Here is a 14,045-nt window from a genome sequence, read left to right as displayed (position 1 = left end):
TCCGCCCCACAAACCGCTCCTAAGTACGCAAATAACTGCGACCTTAAGACCGTCACATAATCCCAACAGCAAGGCGCCGCTCAGCGGAGGCGTACGCTAAATCTGTATCGTGAGGACGAACTCATAATCAATCCGGAGTACCAGCGTTTGTTTCGTTGGGATCAAACCGCAAAGACTCGCTTTATCGAATCTTTGCTTTTAGGCATCCCAATTCCACCGATTTTTGTTTTTCAAGACGAAAATGGAGTATGGGAACTCATTGATGGCTTGCAGCGACTTTCAACCGTTTTTCAGTTCGTAGGCGTACTGGAAGGCGAAAAAGCGCAGCAACTTGGACCATTAGTACTTGAAGGGACCAACTACCTACCAAGTTTGGCAAATAAACGCTGGGAGCAGTCCGGTGATGGAGCAGGAGATGGCATAGGCCAAGCTCAGCAGCTACAAATTAAACGCGCTCGCATTCGGGTTGAGATTTTAAAAAGAGAGAGCGACCCAAAGGCTAAATACGAACTCTTCCAGCGCCTAAACACGGGGGGCGCTCGATTGACTGAGCAGGAAGTTCGTAATTGCGTAGCAGTTATGATCAATCCGGATTTTCACGCTTGGCTGATGACGCTTTCAGAACTTGAACCATTTGTCAAAACAACACAGCAGACCAGTTCTGCCTTAGAGGGCCAAGCGGGTGTCGAACTGGTTCTGCGTTATCTGGCGTACCTGAACGTATCTTACGAACGCGGTTTGGATGTTCACGAATATCTAGACTCCGCTCTTATTTCGTTAGCTAGCAATCAAAATTTCGATCGCATAGCGGAGGAAGAACGATTCAAGCGCACATTCACCCTCTTGCATGCCGCGCTTGGACAAGACGCCTTTAAACGGTGGGATGGAGAAAAATTCCAAGGAAAATTCCTAATCTCCGTTTATGAAGTTCTCGCCCCCGGTGTAGCCAAGAATATTGATGCAATCGAAGCTCTTGGTGACGAAGCAAGCAAGGAGTTTGTTCGTAAGAAAGCCAGTGCTCTATGGGCTAATGAGACGTTCCAAAAGAGCTCGGGAGGAGGGACCCGCGGGACAACACGCTTGGTAAACCTGCTCCCCATGAGCGAAGACTTCATGAAGCCAGAATGAAAATCCGTACTTTAAGTGAATTTCAGGATGCGCTAGACAAAGAAATGGCTTGGCGCGTCAAAGAGATAGCAGATCTTAATTCTGCCGTCACCACTGCGCCATCTGCAACTCAGAACACAATGATCAGAGCTGGTATCGCACTTACCTACGCGCACTGGGAAGGATTTATCAAAAATAGCTCAGAGCACTATCTAGCATTTATTAGCGGCAAACGCGTTCCCCTGGAAGATCTGAAAGACTCTTTTGTCGCAATCTCAATAAGAGCACAAATTGAAAAAGCAGTCGAATCTCAAAGATTTGATCAAAATATCAAAGTAGTCGATATTCTCAGGAATCAAATGAGAGAGAGATTTAATTTCACATTATCATCATCAATAGACACACAATCGAATCTCAGTTCTTCTGTTTTTAAAAATATAGTCGGGTATCTCGACTTAAAGCCTGATTTCTACGAACCAAAATTTAACTTCATCGATGAATCTCTTTTAAAGAGGCGCAATAAGGTCGCGCATGGCGAGTATTTAGACGTAGATAAGAAACAATGGAAAAATATTTCCCGAGAAGTCTTGAACCTACTTCGCGCTTACAAAACGGACTTAGAAAACTCCGCAAGTCTATCTTCTTTCATGAAGACTTAGACTTGCCAACGCGCACCCAACCCACTGAAAAATCAGGATAAAGCACCTACTACAATCAGCTATAGTGGTCTAGTCCCAGATCAAATACTCGGCAGCGTGCGTCCCTATTACGCCTGTAACAAGGCCCCCAATACGCCCCCCACCCTCTTCGCGTCTTTGCGCCTTTGCGTGAACCCAATCTTCACTGCACCGGCGGGATAGCGCGCAGGCCCCCTCCACCAGCTACGCTGGTCCCCCTCCCCGGTTCGGGGAGGTGTTTAGCGGGGGAGCAGCGGCGCCAGATACCGCCCGGTGAAGCTGCGCTCCACCTGCACCACCTGCTCCGGCGTGCCTTCCGCGACGATTTCGCCGCCGCGCACCCCGCCTTCGGGGCCGAGGTCGATGATCCAGTCGGCGACCTTGATCACATCCAGGTTGTGTTCGATCACCACGACCGAATTGCCCTGGTCGACCAGCCGTTGCAGCACTTCGAGCAGCTTGCGCACGTCTTCGAAGTGGAGGCCGGTGGTGGGCTCGTCCAGGATGTAGAGCGTCTGTCCGGTGGAGCGGCGGCTGAGTTCCTTGGCCAGTTTCACCCGCTGCGCCTCGCCCCCGGACAGGGTGGTGGCCTGCTGGCCGACCTTGACATAGCCCAGGCCGACTTCGTTCAGCATGTGCATCTTGTCGCGGATCGGGGGCACGGCCTTGAAGAACTCTTCCGCGTCCTCGATCGTCATGTCGAGCACGTCGGCGATGGAGTGGCCCTTGAACTTCACTTCCAGCGTTTCGCGGTTGTAGCGCTTGCCGCCGCATTCCTCGCACGTCACGTAAACGTCGGGCAGGAAGTGCATTTCGATCTTGATCAGGCCGTCGCCCTGGCACGCCTCGCACCGTCCGCCCTTGACGTTGAAGCTGAACCGTCCGGCCTTGTACCCGCGCGCGGCGCTTTCCGGCAGCCCGGCGAACCAGTCGCGGATCTGGGTGAAGGCGCCGGTATAGGTGGCCGGGTTGGAGCGCGGGGTGCGGCCGATGGGCGACTGGTCGATCTCGATCACCTTGTCGCAATGTTCCAGGCCAGTGATCCTGTCATGCGGACCGGCGATGACGCGCGCGCCGTTGAGTGCGCGGGCGGCGCCGGCATAGAGCGTGTCGAGCGTCAGGCTGGACTTGCCGCTGCCGGACAGGCCGGTGATGCAAGTGAAAGTGCCGAGCGGAATGCTGACCGTCACGTCCTTCAGGTTGTTGGCCCGCGCGCCGTGGACGGTGATCTGCTTGCCATTGCCCTTGCGGCGCGTCTGCGGAACCTCGATTTTCCGCGCGCCGGACAGATATTGTCCGGTCAGGCTGGCCTTGCTTTTCAGGATGTCCTTCAGGGTGCCCTGGGCGACGATCTCTCCCCCATGGACGCCCGCGCCTGGGCCAAGATCGACGATGTGGTCGGCGTGGCGGATCGCGTCCTCGTCATGCTCGACCACGATCACCGTATTGCCCAGGTCGCGCAGGCGTTTCAGCGTTTCGAGCAGGCGGTCGTTGTCGCGCTGGTGCAGGCCGATGGAGGGTTCGTCGAGCACGTAGAGCACGCCGGACAGGCCGGAGCCGATCTGGCTGGCAAGGCGGATGCGCTGGCTCTCTCCGCCGGACAGGGTGCCGCTGGTACGGTCAAGGTTGAGGTAATCGAGCCCGACATTGTTGAGGAAGCCCAGCCGCTCGTTGATCTCTTTGAGGATCGCCTTGGCAATCTGCTGCTGGGTGGGGGTCAGCCGGTCGTGCAGGTCCTCGAACCAGCCGACTGCGGCGGCGACCGAGAAGCGGGTGACGGTGGAAATGTCCTCGCCCGCGACCTTGACCGCCAGCGCCTCGGGCTTGAGCCGCTTGCCGTGGCAGGTTTCGCAGGGCTGCGCGGTCTGGAACTTGGCCAGCTCCTCGCGCATCCAGGCGCTTTCGGTTTGCAGCATGCGGCGGTTGAGGTTGCCGATCACGCCTTCGAACGCCTTGCGCACGGTGTAGCTCTTCTTGCCGTCGGTGAAGGTCAGCGGGACCGGCATGCCCGCCGTGCCGTGGAGGATCACCACCTTCACCTCGCCCGGCAGCGCGTCCCACGGGGTTTCCAGGCTGAAGCCGAATTCGGCGGCCAGGCTGGAGAGGACCTGCATGTAATAGGGCGACGGCGGGTTGCTCTTGGCCCAGGGGACGATGGCCCCCTGCTTCAGGCTGAGATGCTCGTTCGGGACCACCAGCTGCGGATCGAACAGCAGCTTTTCGCCCAGGCCGTCGCAGGCCGGGCAGGCGCCCATCGGCGCGTTGAAGCTGAACAGGCGCGGCTCAAGGCTTTCGATGGTGAAGCCGGAGACCGGGCAGGCGAACTTTTCGCTGAAGACGATGCGGTTGGCGGGCAGGCCTGCGCCCTGCATCCCCCCCTCCCGCTTGCGGGAGGGGTCGGGGGTGGGCCCTTGCTGGTCCTCGGACTGGCCCACCCCTAGCCCCTCCCGCAAGCGGGAGGGGGACTGGTTGGCCAGCTCCGCCACGGTCGTATCCGCCAGGTCCAGGTAGGCCAGCCCCTCGGCCAGCTTCAGCGCCTGTTCGAAGCTGTCGGCCAGGCGCGTCTCGATCCCTTCGCGCACGGCGATGCGGTCCACCACGACCTCAATGTCGTGCTTGTACTTCTTGTCGAGCGCGGGGGCTTCCTCGATCGCGTAGAATTCGCCGTCGATCCGCACGCGGGTGTAGCCGGCCTTCTGCCATTCGGCGAGTTCCTTGCGGTATTCGCCCTTGCGCCCACGCACCACCGGGGCGAGCAGGTAGGCGCGCGTTCCTTCCGGCAGGGCCATGACGCGGTCGACCATCTGGCTGACGGTCTGGGCGCTGATCGGCTCGCCCGTGGCCGGGCTGTAGGGCACGCCGACGCGGGCCCAGAGCAGGCGCATGTAGTCATAGATCTCGGTCACCGTCGCCACGGTCGAGCGCGGGTTGCGGCTGGTGGTCTTCTGCTCGATGGAAATGGCCGGGGAGAGGCCGTCGATATGCTCGACATCCGGCTTCTGCATCATTTCCAGGAACTGGCGCGCATAGGCTGAGAGGCTTTCGACATAGCGGCGCTGCCCTTCGGCATAGATCGTGTCGAAAGCCAGGCTGGACTTGCCGCTGCCGGAAAGGCCAGTGATAACAATCAGCTTGTCGCGCGGCAGCGAAACGTCGAAGCCCTTGAGGTTATGCTCGCGCGCGCCGCGGACGGTGATGTGGGTAAGGCTCATGCCCTGGCTGTTCCAGATTTGTTCGATTCGGGCAAGCTGACTGCACCTTCGGGCACGCTGGCCCGCCCCCTTCCACCAACGCCCGTTTCCACTCGGCAGACGACATTGACTCACCCGCCCCTGCGCGCGAGGCAGGGCGCAGTTTTGCGGAGCGGCTGGGCGGACCACGCTATCGGCCAGATCACGCTATCGGAGAGTCGTACCATGAAATCACGTTTCCTCATCGCCGGCGCTGCGCTTGCCGCCCTGGCCGTTCCCTTTGCTACCAGCCAGGTGATTGCCCAGGCGGCGCAGACCACTGCGGGCAAGGCCGTGATCGGCACCTGGGGCATCGACCTTTCGGGGCAGGACACCGCCGTGAAGGCCGGCGACGACTTCTTCCGCTTTGCCTCGGGCAAGTGGGAGGACAAGACCGAGATCCCGTCGGACCGCCCGGCAGTCGGATCGTTCAACGACCTGCGCGAAACGACGCAGGAACAGGTCAAGCAGCTGATCACAGCCGCACCGGCAAACAGCAAGGTCGGCGCTTTCTACGCCAGCTTCATGGATGAAGCCGCGCTGGAAAAGATCGGCGTGGCCCCGCTGAAGCGCGACATCGCGGCGATGAACGCGATCACCAGCAAGAGCCAGTTCGCCCGCTTCATGGGCGAATCCAATGGCAAGTTCGGCATCTCGCTGGTCGATTACGGCGTCAGCTCGGACACGGCCAACCCGGAACTCAACGTCCTGTACCTCGGCCAGGGCGGCATCGGCATGCCGGAACGCGAATACTACCTGTCGGACCAGTTCAAGCCGCAGCGCGACGCCTATCGCGCCTATATCGTGCGCACCATGACCACGCTGGGCTATCCCGACCCGGCCAAGGCGGCCGACACGATCATGGGCTTTGAAACCGAACTGGCCTACAAGAGCTGGAAGATCGCCGACCGCCGCATGATCGAAAAGGTCAACAACCCGATGAGCAGCGCCGAACTGGCCGCCTATGCTCCGGGGCTGGACTGGAACGCCTTCTTCGCCGGGGCCAAGGTGCCCGCGCAAAAGCGGATGATCGTGGGCGAAAACACCGCGATCAAGGCCCATGCCAAGGTCTTTGCCGAAACCCCGCTGGCCACGCTGAAGCTGTGGCAGGCCTTCCACATGGCCGACCAGGCCGCGCCCTACCTGAACAAGGCAATGGTCGACAGCCGGTTCGAATATACCAAGACCATTTCCGGCGTGAGCGAGAACCGCCCCCGCTGGAAGCGCGGGGTCGATCTGGTCGGCGGTTCGCTGGGCGAACTGGTCGGGCAGGATTACGTCGCGAAGTACTTCCCGCCTTCGTCCAAGGCGAAGATGGAAAAGCTGGTCGCCAACCTGAAGATCTCGATGGCCGACCGGATCAAGAACAACACCTGGATGAGCGAGCCGACCAAGGCCGCTGCCCTGGAAAAGCTTCAGAAGATGGACGTCATGGTCGGCTATCCCGACAAGTGGCGGTCCTATGACGGGCTGAACATCGTTCCGGGCGACCTTTATGGCAACGTCCAGCGCGCGGGCAAGTTCAACGCGGCCTACAACATGGCCGACCTGGGCAAGCCGGTGGACCGCAAGAAGTGGGCGATGAACCCGCAGACCGTGAACGCCTATAACGGCGGGCTGGAAAACAAGATCGTGTTCCCGGCGGGCATCCTGCAAGCGCCGTTCTTTGATCCCAATGCCGACGATGCGGTCAACTATGGCGCGATCGGCGGCGTGATCGGTCACGAGATCATCCACGGCTTTGACGATCAGGGCCGCAAGATCGACGCCACCGGCGCGGTGCGCGACTGGTGGACGGCCGAGGACGCGAAGCGCTTTGAAGAACAGGCCAAGATCTTCGGCGCGCAATATGCCGCGTTCGAAGTGGTCCCCGGCGCGTTCATCAACCCGGACCTGACCATGGGTGAGAACATCGCCGACCTGGGCGGCATTTCGGTGGCACAGGAAGCCTATCACGCCTCGCTGGGCGGCAATTCCGCGCCGGTGATCGATGGCCTGACCGGCGATCAGCGCCTGTTCCTGGCCTGGGCGCAGGTCTGGCGGGCCAAGGCGCGCGAAGCTTCGCTGCGCAACCAGGTCGCCACCGATCCGCACAGCCCGGCCAAGTACCGCGCCTTCGCGCCGCTGCGCAATGTCGATGGCTGGTACGCCGCCTTCAACGTGCAGCCGGGCGAGAAGCTTTACATCGCACCGGAAAAGCGCGCGCGCCTTTGGTAATCCGGGCACGCGTTCAGTTGCCAGTCACAGGGGGCGGCGTTTACGCTGCCCCCAATGCTTTTCTCCCCGTGAGGACCTGATCCATGCGTAATCTCTCTCTCGTTTCCCTGTCCGCCCTGGCCCTGGCCGGCTGCGCCGCGTCCAACGCCCAGCCCGCCTCCACCGTCGCCGCTGCGGAAGCACCCGCTGCCTATGCCCCGGTGATCCCCAAGGGCACCGGCATCTTTGCCGAGCCGTCGACCCTGCCCTTCCAGGCCCCGGACTTCTCGAAGATCCAGGAAAGCGACTACGAACCAGCCATTGAGCAGGGCATTGCCATCTGGCTGGCGGAAGTGGACGCGATTGCGAACAACCCCGCCGCGCCGACCTTTGAAAACACGCTGGAGGCGCTGGAGCGTTCCGGCTCCATGCTGAGCCGCGTCTATGCAGTGTTCAGCGCCCTCACCTCGGCCAACACCAACGACAACCTGGATGCGATCGACAGCCGCACCTCGCCCAAGCTGACCGCGGCGCGCGATTCCATCACGCTCAACCCCAAGCTCTTTGCCCGGATCAAGACGCTCTATGATGCGCGCGATACCCTGAACCTCGCGCCGGACCAGCTGCAGGTCCTGACCCTGACTTACGAGAACATGGTCCGCAACGGCGCGAACCTGTCCGATGCGGACAAGGCGGCGCTCACCGAAATCAACAGCCAGCTGTCCAGCCTGCAAACCGAATTCGGCCAGAAGCTGACCAAGGGCACCAAGGACGGTGCGCTGGTGGTCAATGACCGCAAGGCGCTCGCCGGGCTTTCGGCAGCGGACATTGCGGCGGCGGAGAAGGCCGCAGCGGATCGCGGCTTGCCCAAGGGCAGCTATGTTCTGTCGATGCAGAACACGACGCAGCAGCCGCTGCTGCCTTCGCTGACCAACCGCGCCACCCGGCAGGCCCTGTTTGAAAAGGCCTGGAACCGCTCGGAACGCGGGGATGCCAACGACACCCGCGCGCTGATCGTCAAGCTGGCGGAGCTGCGCGCCAAGAAGGCCAAGCTGCTCGGCTTTGACACCTATGCCGCCTATTCGCTGTCGGACCAGATGGCCAAGACCCCGGAAAAGGCGCTGACCTTCCTGGAAAGCTTTGCCCCGGCCCTGGGCGCGGCGCAAAAGAAGGACGCGGATGACCTGAACGCCCTGATCAAGAAGCAGGGCGGCAAGTTCACGGTCACTCCGGCAGACTGGGACTACTATGCCGAGCAGCTGCGCAAGCAGCGCTATGCGCTCGACCAGAATGAAGTGAAGCCCTATCTGGAAATCACCAATGTCCTGGAAAACGGCGTGTTCTTCGCCGCGAACCAGCTTTACGGGCTGACCTTCAAGAAGCGCACCGACATCCCGGTCTATCACCCGGACGTGACCGTTTACACCGTCTACGATGCCGACGGCAGCGAACTGGCGCTGTTCTATTTCGACCCGTGGAAGCGCGACAACAAGTCGGGCGGCGCATGGATGTCGAACTTCGTCGACCAGAACGGCCTGACCGGGACCAAGCCGGTGGTGTTCAACGTGTCGAACTATACCAAGCCTGCGCCGGGCCAGCCGGCCCTGGTCACCTGGGACGATGCCAACACCATGTTCCACGAATTCGGCCATGCCCTGCACGGCATGCTGTCGAACCAGCGCTACCCCTCGATCGCCGGGACCAACACGGCGCGCGACTTCGTGGAATTCCCCAGCCAGTTCAATGAAAACTTCATGACCGAACCCAAGGTGCTGGCGAACTTTGCCAAGCACTACAAGACTGGCGAACCGATGCCCGCCGCTCTGGTCGCCAAGATCGAGAAGGCCAGCACGTTCAACCAGGGTTATGCCCTGGGCGAAGTGATGACCGCCGCGCTGCTCGACATGAAGTGGCACACCCTGCCCGCCGGTTCGACGCCGAGCGACGTCAATGCCTATGAAAAGGCGGCGCTGGCCGCGCTGGATGCCAAGGGCCTGCACACCGAACTGGTCCCGCCGCGTTACCGCACCAGCTATTTCCGCCACATCTGGGGCGGCGGCTATGCGGCTGGCTACTACGCCTATAGCTGGACCGAAATGCTCGATCACGATGCCTACGCCTGGTTCAAGGAAAACGGCGGGATGACCCGCGCGAACGGCCAGCACATCCGCGATACCATCCTGTCCAAGGGCCACAGCCAGGACTATTCGGTGATGTATCGCAACTTCGCGGGCCGCGAACCCAGCGTCGAACCTATGCTGAAGGCACGCGGATTGAAGTAAAAAGGATTATACTCCCCGGTCCGCCGGGGAGGATTTTTCTGGCGCCGGGGCCTGCAAGGCACTAACTCCCCCGGCCATGAGCACACGTCAGGTTTCAGATCGCAACGATCCCGTCATCGAAAGCCGCGACCAGCTGGTTGCGCCGATGATCAAAGGCGAAAAGCCGCGCGAAGCCTGGCGCATCGGGACCGAGCACGAAAAGCTGGTCTTCTCCACCACCGATCACCACGCCCCGTCCTATGACGAACCCGGCGGGATCCGCGACCTGCTGATGGCCCTGACCGACTTCGGGTGGGAGCCGATCCTGGAAGGCGGCAAGGTGATCGCCATGTCCGGCAGCGACGGCACGGTCAGCCTGGAACCGGCGGGCCAGCTGGAACTGTCCGGCGCGCCGCTGGAAAGCCTGCACCAGACCTGCGCCGAAACCGGCCGCCACCTCGATCAGGTCAAGGCCATCGGATCGCGCACCGGCACCGGCTTCCTGGGCCTGGGCATGTGGCCCGACAAGACCCGCGCTCAGCTGCCGATCATGCCCAAGGGCCGCTACGAAATCATGCTGCGGCACATGCCGCGCGTGGGCAACCTTGGCCTCGACATGATGCTGCGGACCTGCACGATTCAGGTCAACCTCGACTATTCCAGCGAGGCCGACATGGTGCAGAAGTTCCGCACCAGCCTGGCCCTCCAGCCGCTGGCCACCGCGCTCTTCGCCAATTCTCCCTTCACCGAGGGCAAGCCGAATGGCTACCTCTCCTACCGCAGCCACATCTGGACCGACACCGACCCGCACCGCACCGGAATGCTGGGTTTCGTGTTCGAGGACGGCTTCGGCTATGACCGCTATGTCGAATACATGCTCGACGTGCCGATGTACTTCGTGTTCCGCGACGGCAAATATATCGACGCCGCCGGGCAAAGCTTCCGCGACTTCCTGGCCGGCAAGCTGCCCGCCCTGCCCGGCGAGCTTCCCACGGAAAGCGACTGGATCGACCACCTCTCCACCGCCTTCCCCGAAGTGCGGCTGAAAAGCTTCCTGGAAATGCGCGGGGCCGATGGCGGGCCGTGGAACCGAATCTGCGCGCTCCCGGCGCTGTGGGTGGGCCTGCTCTATGACCAGGGCGCGCTGGATGCGGCGTGGAACCTGGTCAAGGGCTGGGACATGGACGGCCGCGAAGCGCTGCGCGCCGCCGTGCCCAAGCTGGGCCTCGATGCGCCGATCCCGGGCGGCGGCACGCTGAAGGACATTGCCGCCGAAGTGCTGGCCATCGCCCGCTCCGGCCTCAACGCGCGGGGCAAGCTGAACAAGGCCGGCGACAACGAGAGCGGCTTCCTGAACCCGCTGGACGAGATCGTGAGCAGCGGCAAGGTTCCGGCGCAAGTCCTGCTCGACAAGTTCCACGGCGAATGGGGCGGAGATATCAGCCGCGTCTACGGGGAATCGTTTTAAGCACAGGGGCGCGCAGCCAACCCGGCTTCGACAGGCTCAGCCTGAGCGGGGTGTTATGCCGCCACCTGAGCTGGTCGAAGGGTGGTTTGCACACCCCCTTCGACAGCCCGAGCGGGAACCTCTTAACGCAGCGCGGTGATCTTCCCGCTGTCGTCCAGCAGGTACAGCGTGTTGTTCGCCACGACCGGGGCCAGGGTCACCGGCGCATCGACCGTGCCGACATAGCTGGGCACGCCGTCGGTCACCGAAGCGGAATAGTACTGCCCTTCGGAATTGACGAACCACAGGCGGTCGCCCGCCAGCACCGGGCCGGACCAGAAGATCGGGTCCTTCTTCTTTTCCTGGTTCTTGAACGTGTCGAGCTGGGTCAGCCAGCGGACCTTGCCGGTGGAACGCGCGATGCACAGCAGGCGGCCATCGTCGGTCAGAGTGAAGATCCAGTCGCCAGCAACCGCCGGGGTCGAGATCCCCGCGAGGTTGAGTTCCCAGATGCGCTGGCCGGTGACCAGTTCATAGGCGGCCATGCGCCCGCCCTGGCCCAGGGCATAGACGCGGCCCCGGTCGATGATCGGATCGGCGTCGATGTCGGTCAGCACGCCCACCGTTGTCGACAGCGAGGTACGCGCCAGGGCATCGGACCACAGCTCGCGCCCGTTTTCATAGCGGTAGGCGATCAGTTCCCCGGTCGAGAAGCCGGCGATCACCGTGCCCTGCCCGGCGGCGGGAGCGGCCACGCCGAACACGCCGGTCTGCCCCACTGAAGCGGCGCGGTTCCATTGCTGGGCACCGTCCGCCGTGCTGAGCGAGAGCAGCTGATTGGCCTGGGTCATCACGAACACGGAATTGAACGCGATGGTCGGCGAACCGCGCAGCGGACCCGCCGGCTTGACCTTCCACAGCACCTTGCCGTCATTGGCATCCAGCGCGGCGACTTCGCCCATGCCGGTGGTGACGTAAAGGCGCCCGTCGTTGAAGCTGACCCCGCCGCCATAGACCGAAGACTGGTTGTCGCCCTTGATCTGGAAGCTCTGGCTCCACGCCGCAGCGCCCGAAGCCGCGTCAAAGGCGTGGACGGTGCCTTCGGTGTCCATCACGAACAGCCTGCCGCCGCCGATCACCGGCGCTGCCGCCAGGCGCTGCTTGGAGCTGGAACCGGCGATCTTCTGCGTCCAGACCTGCGAAGGGGTGGCCGACAGGGCCAGGTTGCCATAGCTCTTGCTGGCAGTCGCGCCGGCCTGGGGCCATTCCTGGTTCACCTCGGCCAGCGGCACGCCGACGACGACTGTGGCCAGGGCCGGATCGACCTTGGCGCTGGTGTCGACCTTGCTGAGGATCGGAATGCGCTTGCCCACGGTCGGGGTGGAAGGCTTGTCCTTGCCGCCGAATACGCCGCAACCGGCCAGGCCGAGCGCAAGGGCAATCGCAATCGGGGCGGAAATGCGGCGGGAAATGGTCTTCGAGGTCATCGGCGGTTCCTTAAGGCTGGCCGGGCTTATTTCGGGGCGGCGGCCGAAGGCGCTGCGGCTGGAGCCGCTTCGCCGCCGGTTTCAAGTTCGGGATTGTCGATACCGGCATCATAGCCAAGCCCGCTGGCCAGCTGGCGCATTCGCGAACGCAGCGTGGCGGGGACGGCCTGATCCTTGCCGATCTTGGCAAAGAGCTCTCCTGCCTGGTCGGGCTTGCCCTGTTCCAGATAGGCCATGCCGACCAGTTCGCCCGCGCTGCCGAAATAGGCATTGCCCGGAACTGCCAGCGGCTTCAGCTTGGCAATCACCTCTTCGGGCTTCATGCTGTCGAACTGGATCGAAACCTGGCGGACCAGCGCGAGATCGCGGAACGGCTGCGGCAGTTTTTCGTCGGCAGCCACGGCTGCGAACTTCTTGGCTGCTTCGTCGCTCTTGCCCTGCTGGGCGGCGATAGCGGCCAGCTGCATCAGGGCCACGGCGCGGTTGCCATCGCTACCCTCGCGCGCGATCAGCTCCAGATCCTTGATCGCGGGATCGAACTGGCCCGCTTCAAGCCGGTCCATCGCGATGATCGTGCGGTCAGACCACTGCGCGGCCTCCGCCTTTTGCGTGTGATCCCAGTAGAGATAGCCGCCCAGCGCCACCAGGCCCACGGTAATGGCAAGGCCCACCGGGCGGGCGTAGCGCTTGAGCGCGTTGACCATCTGCTCTTCGCGCAGAGCCTCGTCCACTTCGCGCAGGAAACCGTCTTGCGCCGCGTCTTCCCGGCTGCCGGGCTTGGGGGGTTGCGAACCGCTATTCGGGGGACTCAGGGCCAAGTTGTGATGCCTTCACTAAAAAACTATTGGCGGCTGTTTAGCGGATGGACCGGCCTTTTCAACGTCATTCCCATGCGAATCCCCGGGTGAAGCTGCGCTGAACGAGTCGCCCGTTCGTCCTGAGGAGGCCTTGAAGCCGCAGGCTGAAAGGTCGTCTCGAAGGACAGCCCCGCACGCTGTGGTTCGAGACCGGTCTTCAATCTGCGATTTCAGGCCCTCCTCACCACGAACGGCAGAGAGAATCATCCCATGATTTCACGCAAAGGCGCAAGGGACGCAAAGGCGCGAAGACCTTGGGTATGACGCAACCCCTTCGCGCCCTTTGCGCCTTTGCGTGAACCCTTTGAACGCCTGCCGTTCCAAAACCCCGCTCAGGCTGAGCCTGTCGAAGCCGGGTTGGCCAAAGACACCCTTCGAGAAGCTCAGGGTGAGCGGGTTTGGATCGGGGCCGATCAAGACCGCGGATCACCCGGCTACGGCACAACCTGTCGAGGCCAGGCAAACCCCGCGCCGGTCATAAAACTATCATTTCGCGCAAAGGCGCAAGGGACGCAAAGGCGCAAAGACCTTGGTTACGACGCAACCCCTTCGCGCCCTTTGCGCCTTTGCGCGAACCCTTTGAACGCCTGCCGTTCCAAAACTCCGCTCAGGCTGAGCCTGTCGAAGCCGGGTTGGCCAAAGACACCCTTCGACAAGCTCAGGGTGAGCGGGTTTGGATTTGGGCGGGTCGTCTCAGGCCCTCCTCACTACCAACGGCAGTGGTAATCATCCCATGATCTCGCGCAAAGGCGCAAGGGACGCAAAGACCTTGGTTACAACGCA

General features: G+C 62.0%; 8 protein-coding genes. 5 read left to right on the top strand and 3 right to left on the bottom strand.

Annotated features, from left to right (window positions below):
* The first annotated feature begins 102 nt into the window (after positions 1-102).
* Complete coding sequence (locus ACQKOE_RS14245) at positions 103-1,128, top strand: DUF262 domain-containing protein (protein WP_427513380.1); 1,026 nt, start codon at positions 103-105, stop codon at positions 1,126-1,128.
* A complete protein-coding gene (locus tag ACQKOE_RS14240) occupies positions 1,125-1,766 on the top strand; it encodes an MAE_28990/MAE_18760 family HEPN-like nuclease (protein WP_427513374.1) in 642 nt (213 codons plus the stop codon). Before ACQKOE_RS14245 ends, ACQKOE_RS14240 begins: the two co-directional genes overlap by 4 nt.
* Before the next feature lie 257 nt (positions 1,767-2,023).
* Here the strand turns inward: ACQKOE_RS14240 and uvrA are convergent, their stop codons facing one another.
* The gene (uvrA, locus tag ACQKOE_RS14235; RefSeq protein ID WP_427513373.1) at positions 2,024-4,996 is read right to left on the bottom strand and encodes an excinuclease ABC subunit UvrA; all 2,973 of its coding nucleotides are present in this window, start codon (positions 4,994-4,996) and stop codon (positions 2,024-2,026) included.
* A gap of 204 nt (positions 4,997-5,200) precedes the next feature.
* On the opposite strand from uvrA, the gene ACQKOE_RS14230 reads away from it, so the two are divergent.
* The 3 genes from ACQKOE_RS14230 to ACQKOE_RS14220 all read left to right on the top strand — a co-directional run bounded on the left by ACQKOE_RS14230 (position 5,201) and on the right by ACQKOE_RS14220 (position 10,939).
* Positions 5,201-7,231, top strand: coding sequence for a M13 family metallopeptidase (locus ACQKOE_RS14230; RefSeq protein WP_427513372.1), 2,031 nt, complete (start codon positions 5,201-5,203; stop codon positions 7,229-7,231).
* Between the two features lie 83 nt (positions 7,232-7,314).
* Positions 7,315-9,492: a M3 family metallopeptidase gene (locus ACQKOE_RS14225; RefSeq protein ID WP_427513371.1), complete on the top strand. Its 2,178-nt coding sequence runs from the start codon at positions 7,315-7,317 to the stop codon at positions 9,490-9,492.
* Positions 9,493-9,568: 76 nt separating this feature from the next.
* A complete protein-coding gene (locus ACQKOE_RS14220; RefSeq protein WP_374589963.1) occupies positions 9,569-10,939 on the top strand; it encodes a glutamate--cysteine ligase in 1,371 nt (456 codons plus the stop codon).
* 122 nt (positions 10,940-11,061) lie between these two features.
* On the opposite strand, the gene ACQKOE_RS14215 is transcribed toward ACQKOE_RS14220, so the two are convergent.
* Complete coding sequence (locus tag ACQKOE_RS14215) at positions 11,062-12,405, bottom strand: PQQ-binding-like beta-propeller repeat protein (RefSeq protein WP_427513370.1); 1,344 nt, start codon at positions 12,403-12,405, stop codon at positions 11,062-11,064.
* A gap of 26 nt (positions 12,406-12,431) precedes the next feature.
* Positions 12,432-13,223: a tetratricopeptide repeat protein gene (locus ACQKOE_RS14210; RefSeq protein WP_427513369.1), complete on the bottom strand. Its 792-nt coding sequence runs from the start codon at positions 13,221-13,223 to the stop codon at positions 12,432-12,434.
* Positions 13,224-14,045: the final 822 nt, after the last annotated feature.

The sequence above is a fragment of the Novosphingobium sp. NPDC080210 genome, from assembly GCF_050281025.1.
Lineage (GTDB): Bacteria > Pseudomonadota > Alphaproteobacteria > Sphingomonadales > Sphingomonadaceae > Novosphingobium.
The sequence above is the reverse complement of the archived record's forward strand: the minus strand, read 5'-3'. Positions and strand labels throughout refer to the sequence as shown.

What these genes read in the sequence shown, in the direction of transcription:
- ACQKOE_RS14225 (WP_427513371.1), top strand. Translation starts at nt 7,315, where the DNA reads ATGCGTAATCTCTCTCTCGTTTCCCTGTCCGCCCTGGCCCTGGCCGGC.
- uvrA (WP_427513373.1), bottom strand. Translation starts at nt 4,996, where the DNA reads ATGAGCCTTACCCACATCACCGTCCGCGGCGCGCGCGAGCATAACCTC.
- ACQKOE_RS14240 (WP_427513374.1), top strand. Translation starts at nt 1,125, where the DNA reads ATGAAAATCCGTACTTTAAGTGAATTTCAGGATGCGCTAGACAAAGAA.
- ACQKOE_RS14220 (WP_374589963.1), top strand. Translation starts at nt 9,569, where the DNA reads ATGAGCACACGTCAGGTTTCAGATCGCAACGATCCCGTCATCGAAAGC.
- ACQKOE_RS14215 (WP_427513370.1), bottom strand. Translation starts at nt 12,405, where the DNA reads ATGACCTCGAAGACCATTTCCCGCCGCATTTCCGCCCCGATTGCGATT.
- ACQKOE_RS14230 (WP_427513372.1), top strand. Translation starts at nt 5,201, where the DNA reads ATGAAATCACGTTTCCTCATCGCCGGCGCTGCGCTTGCCGCCCTGGCC.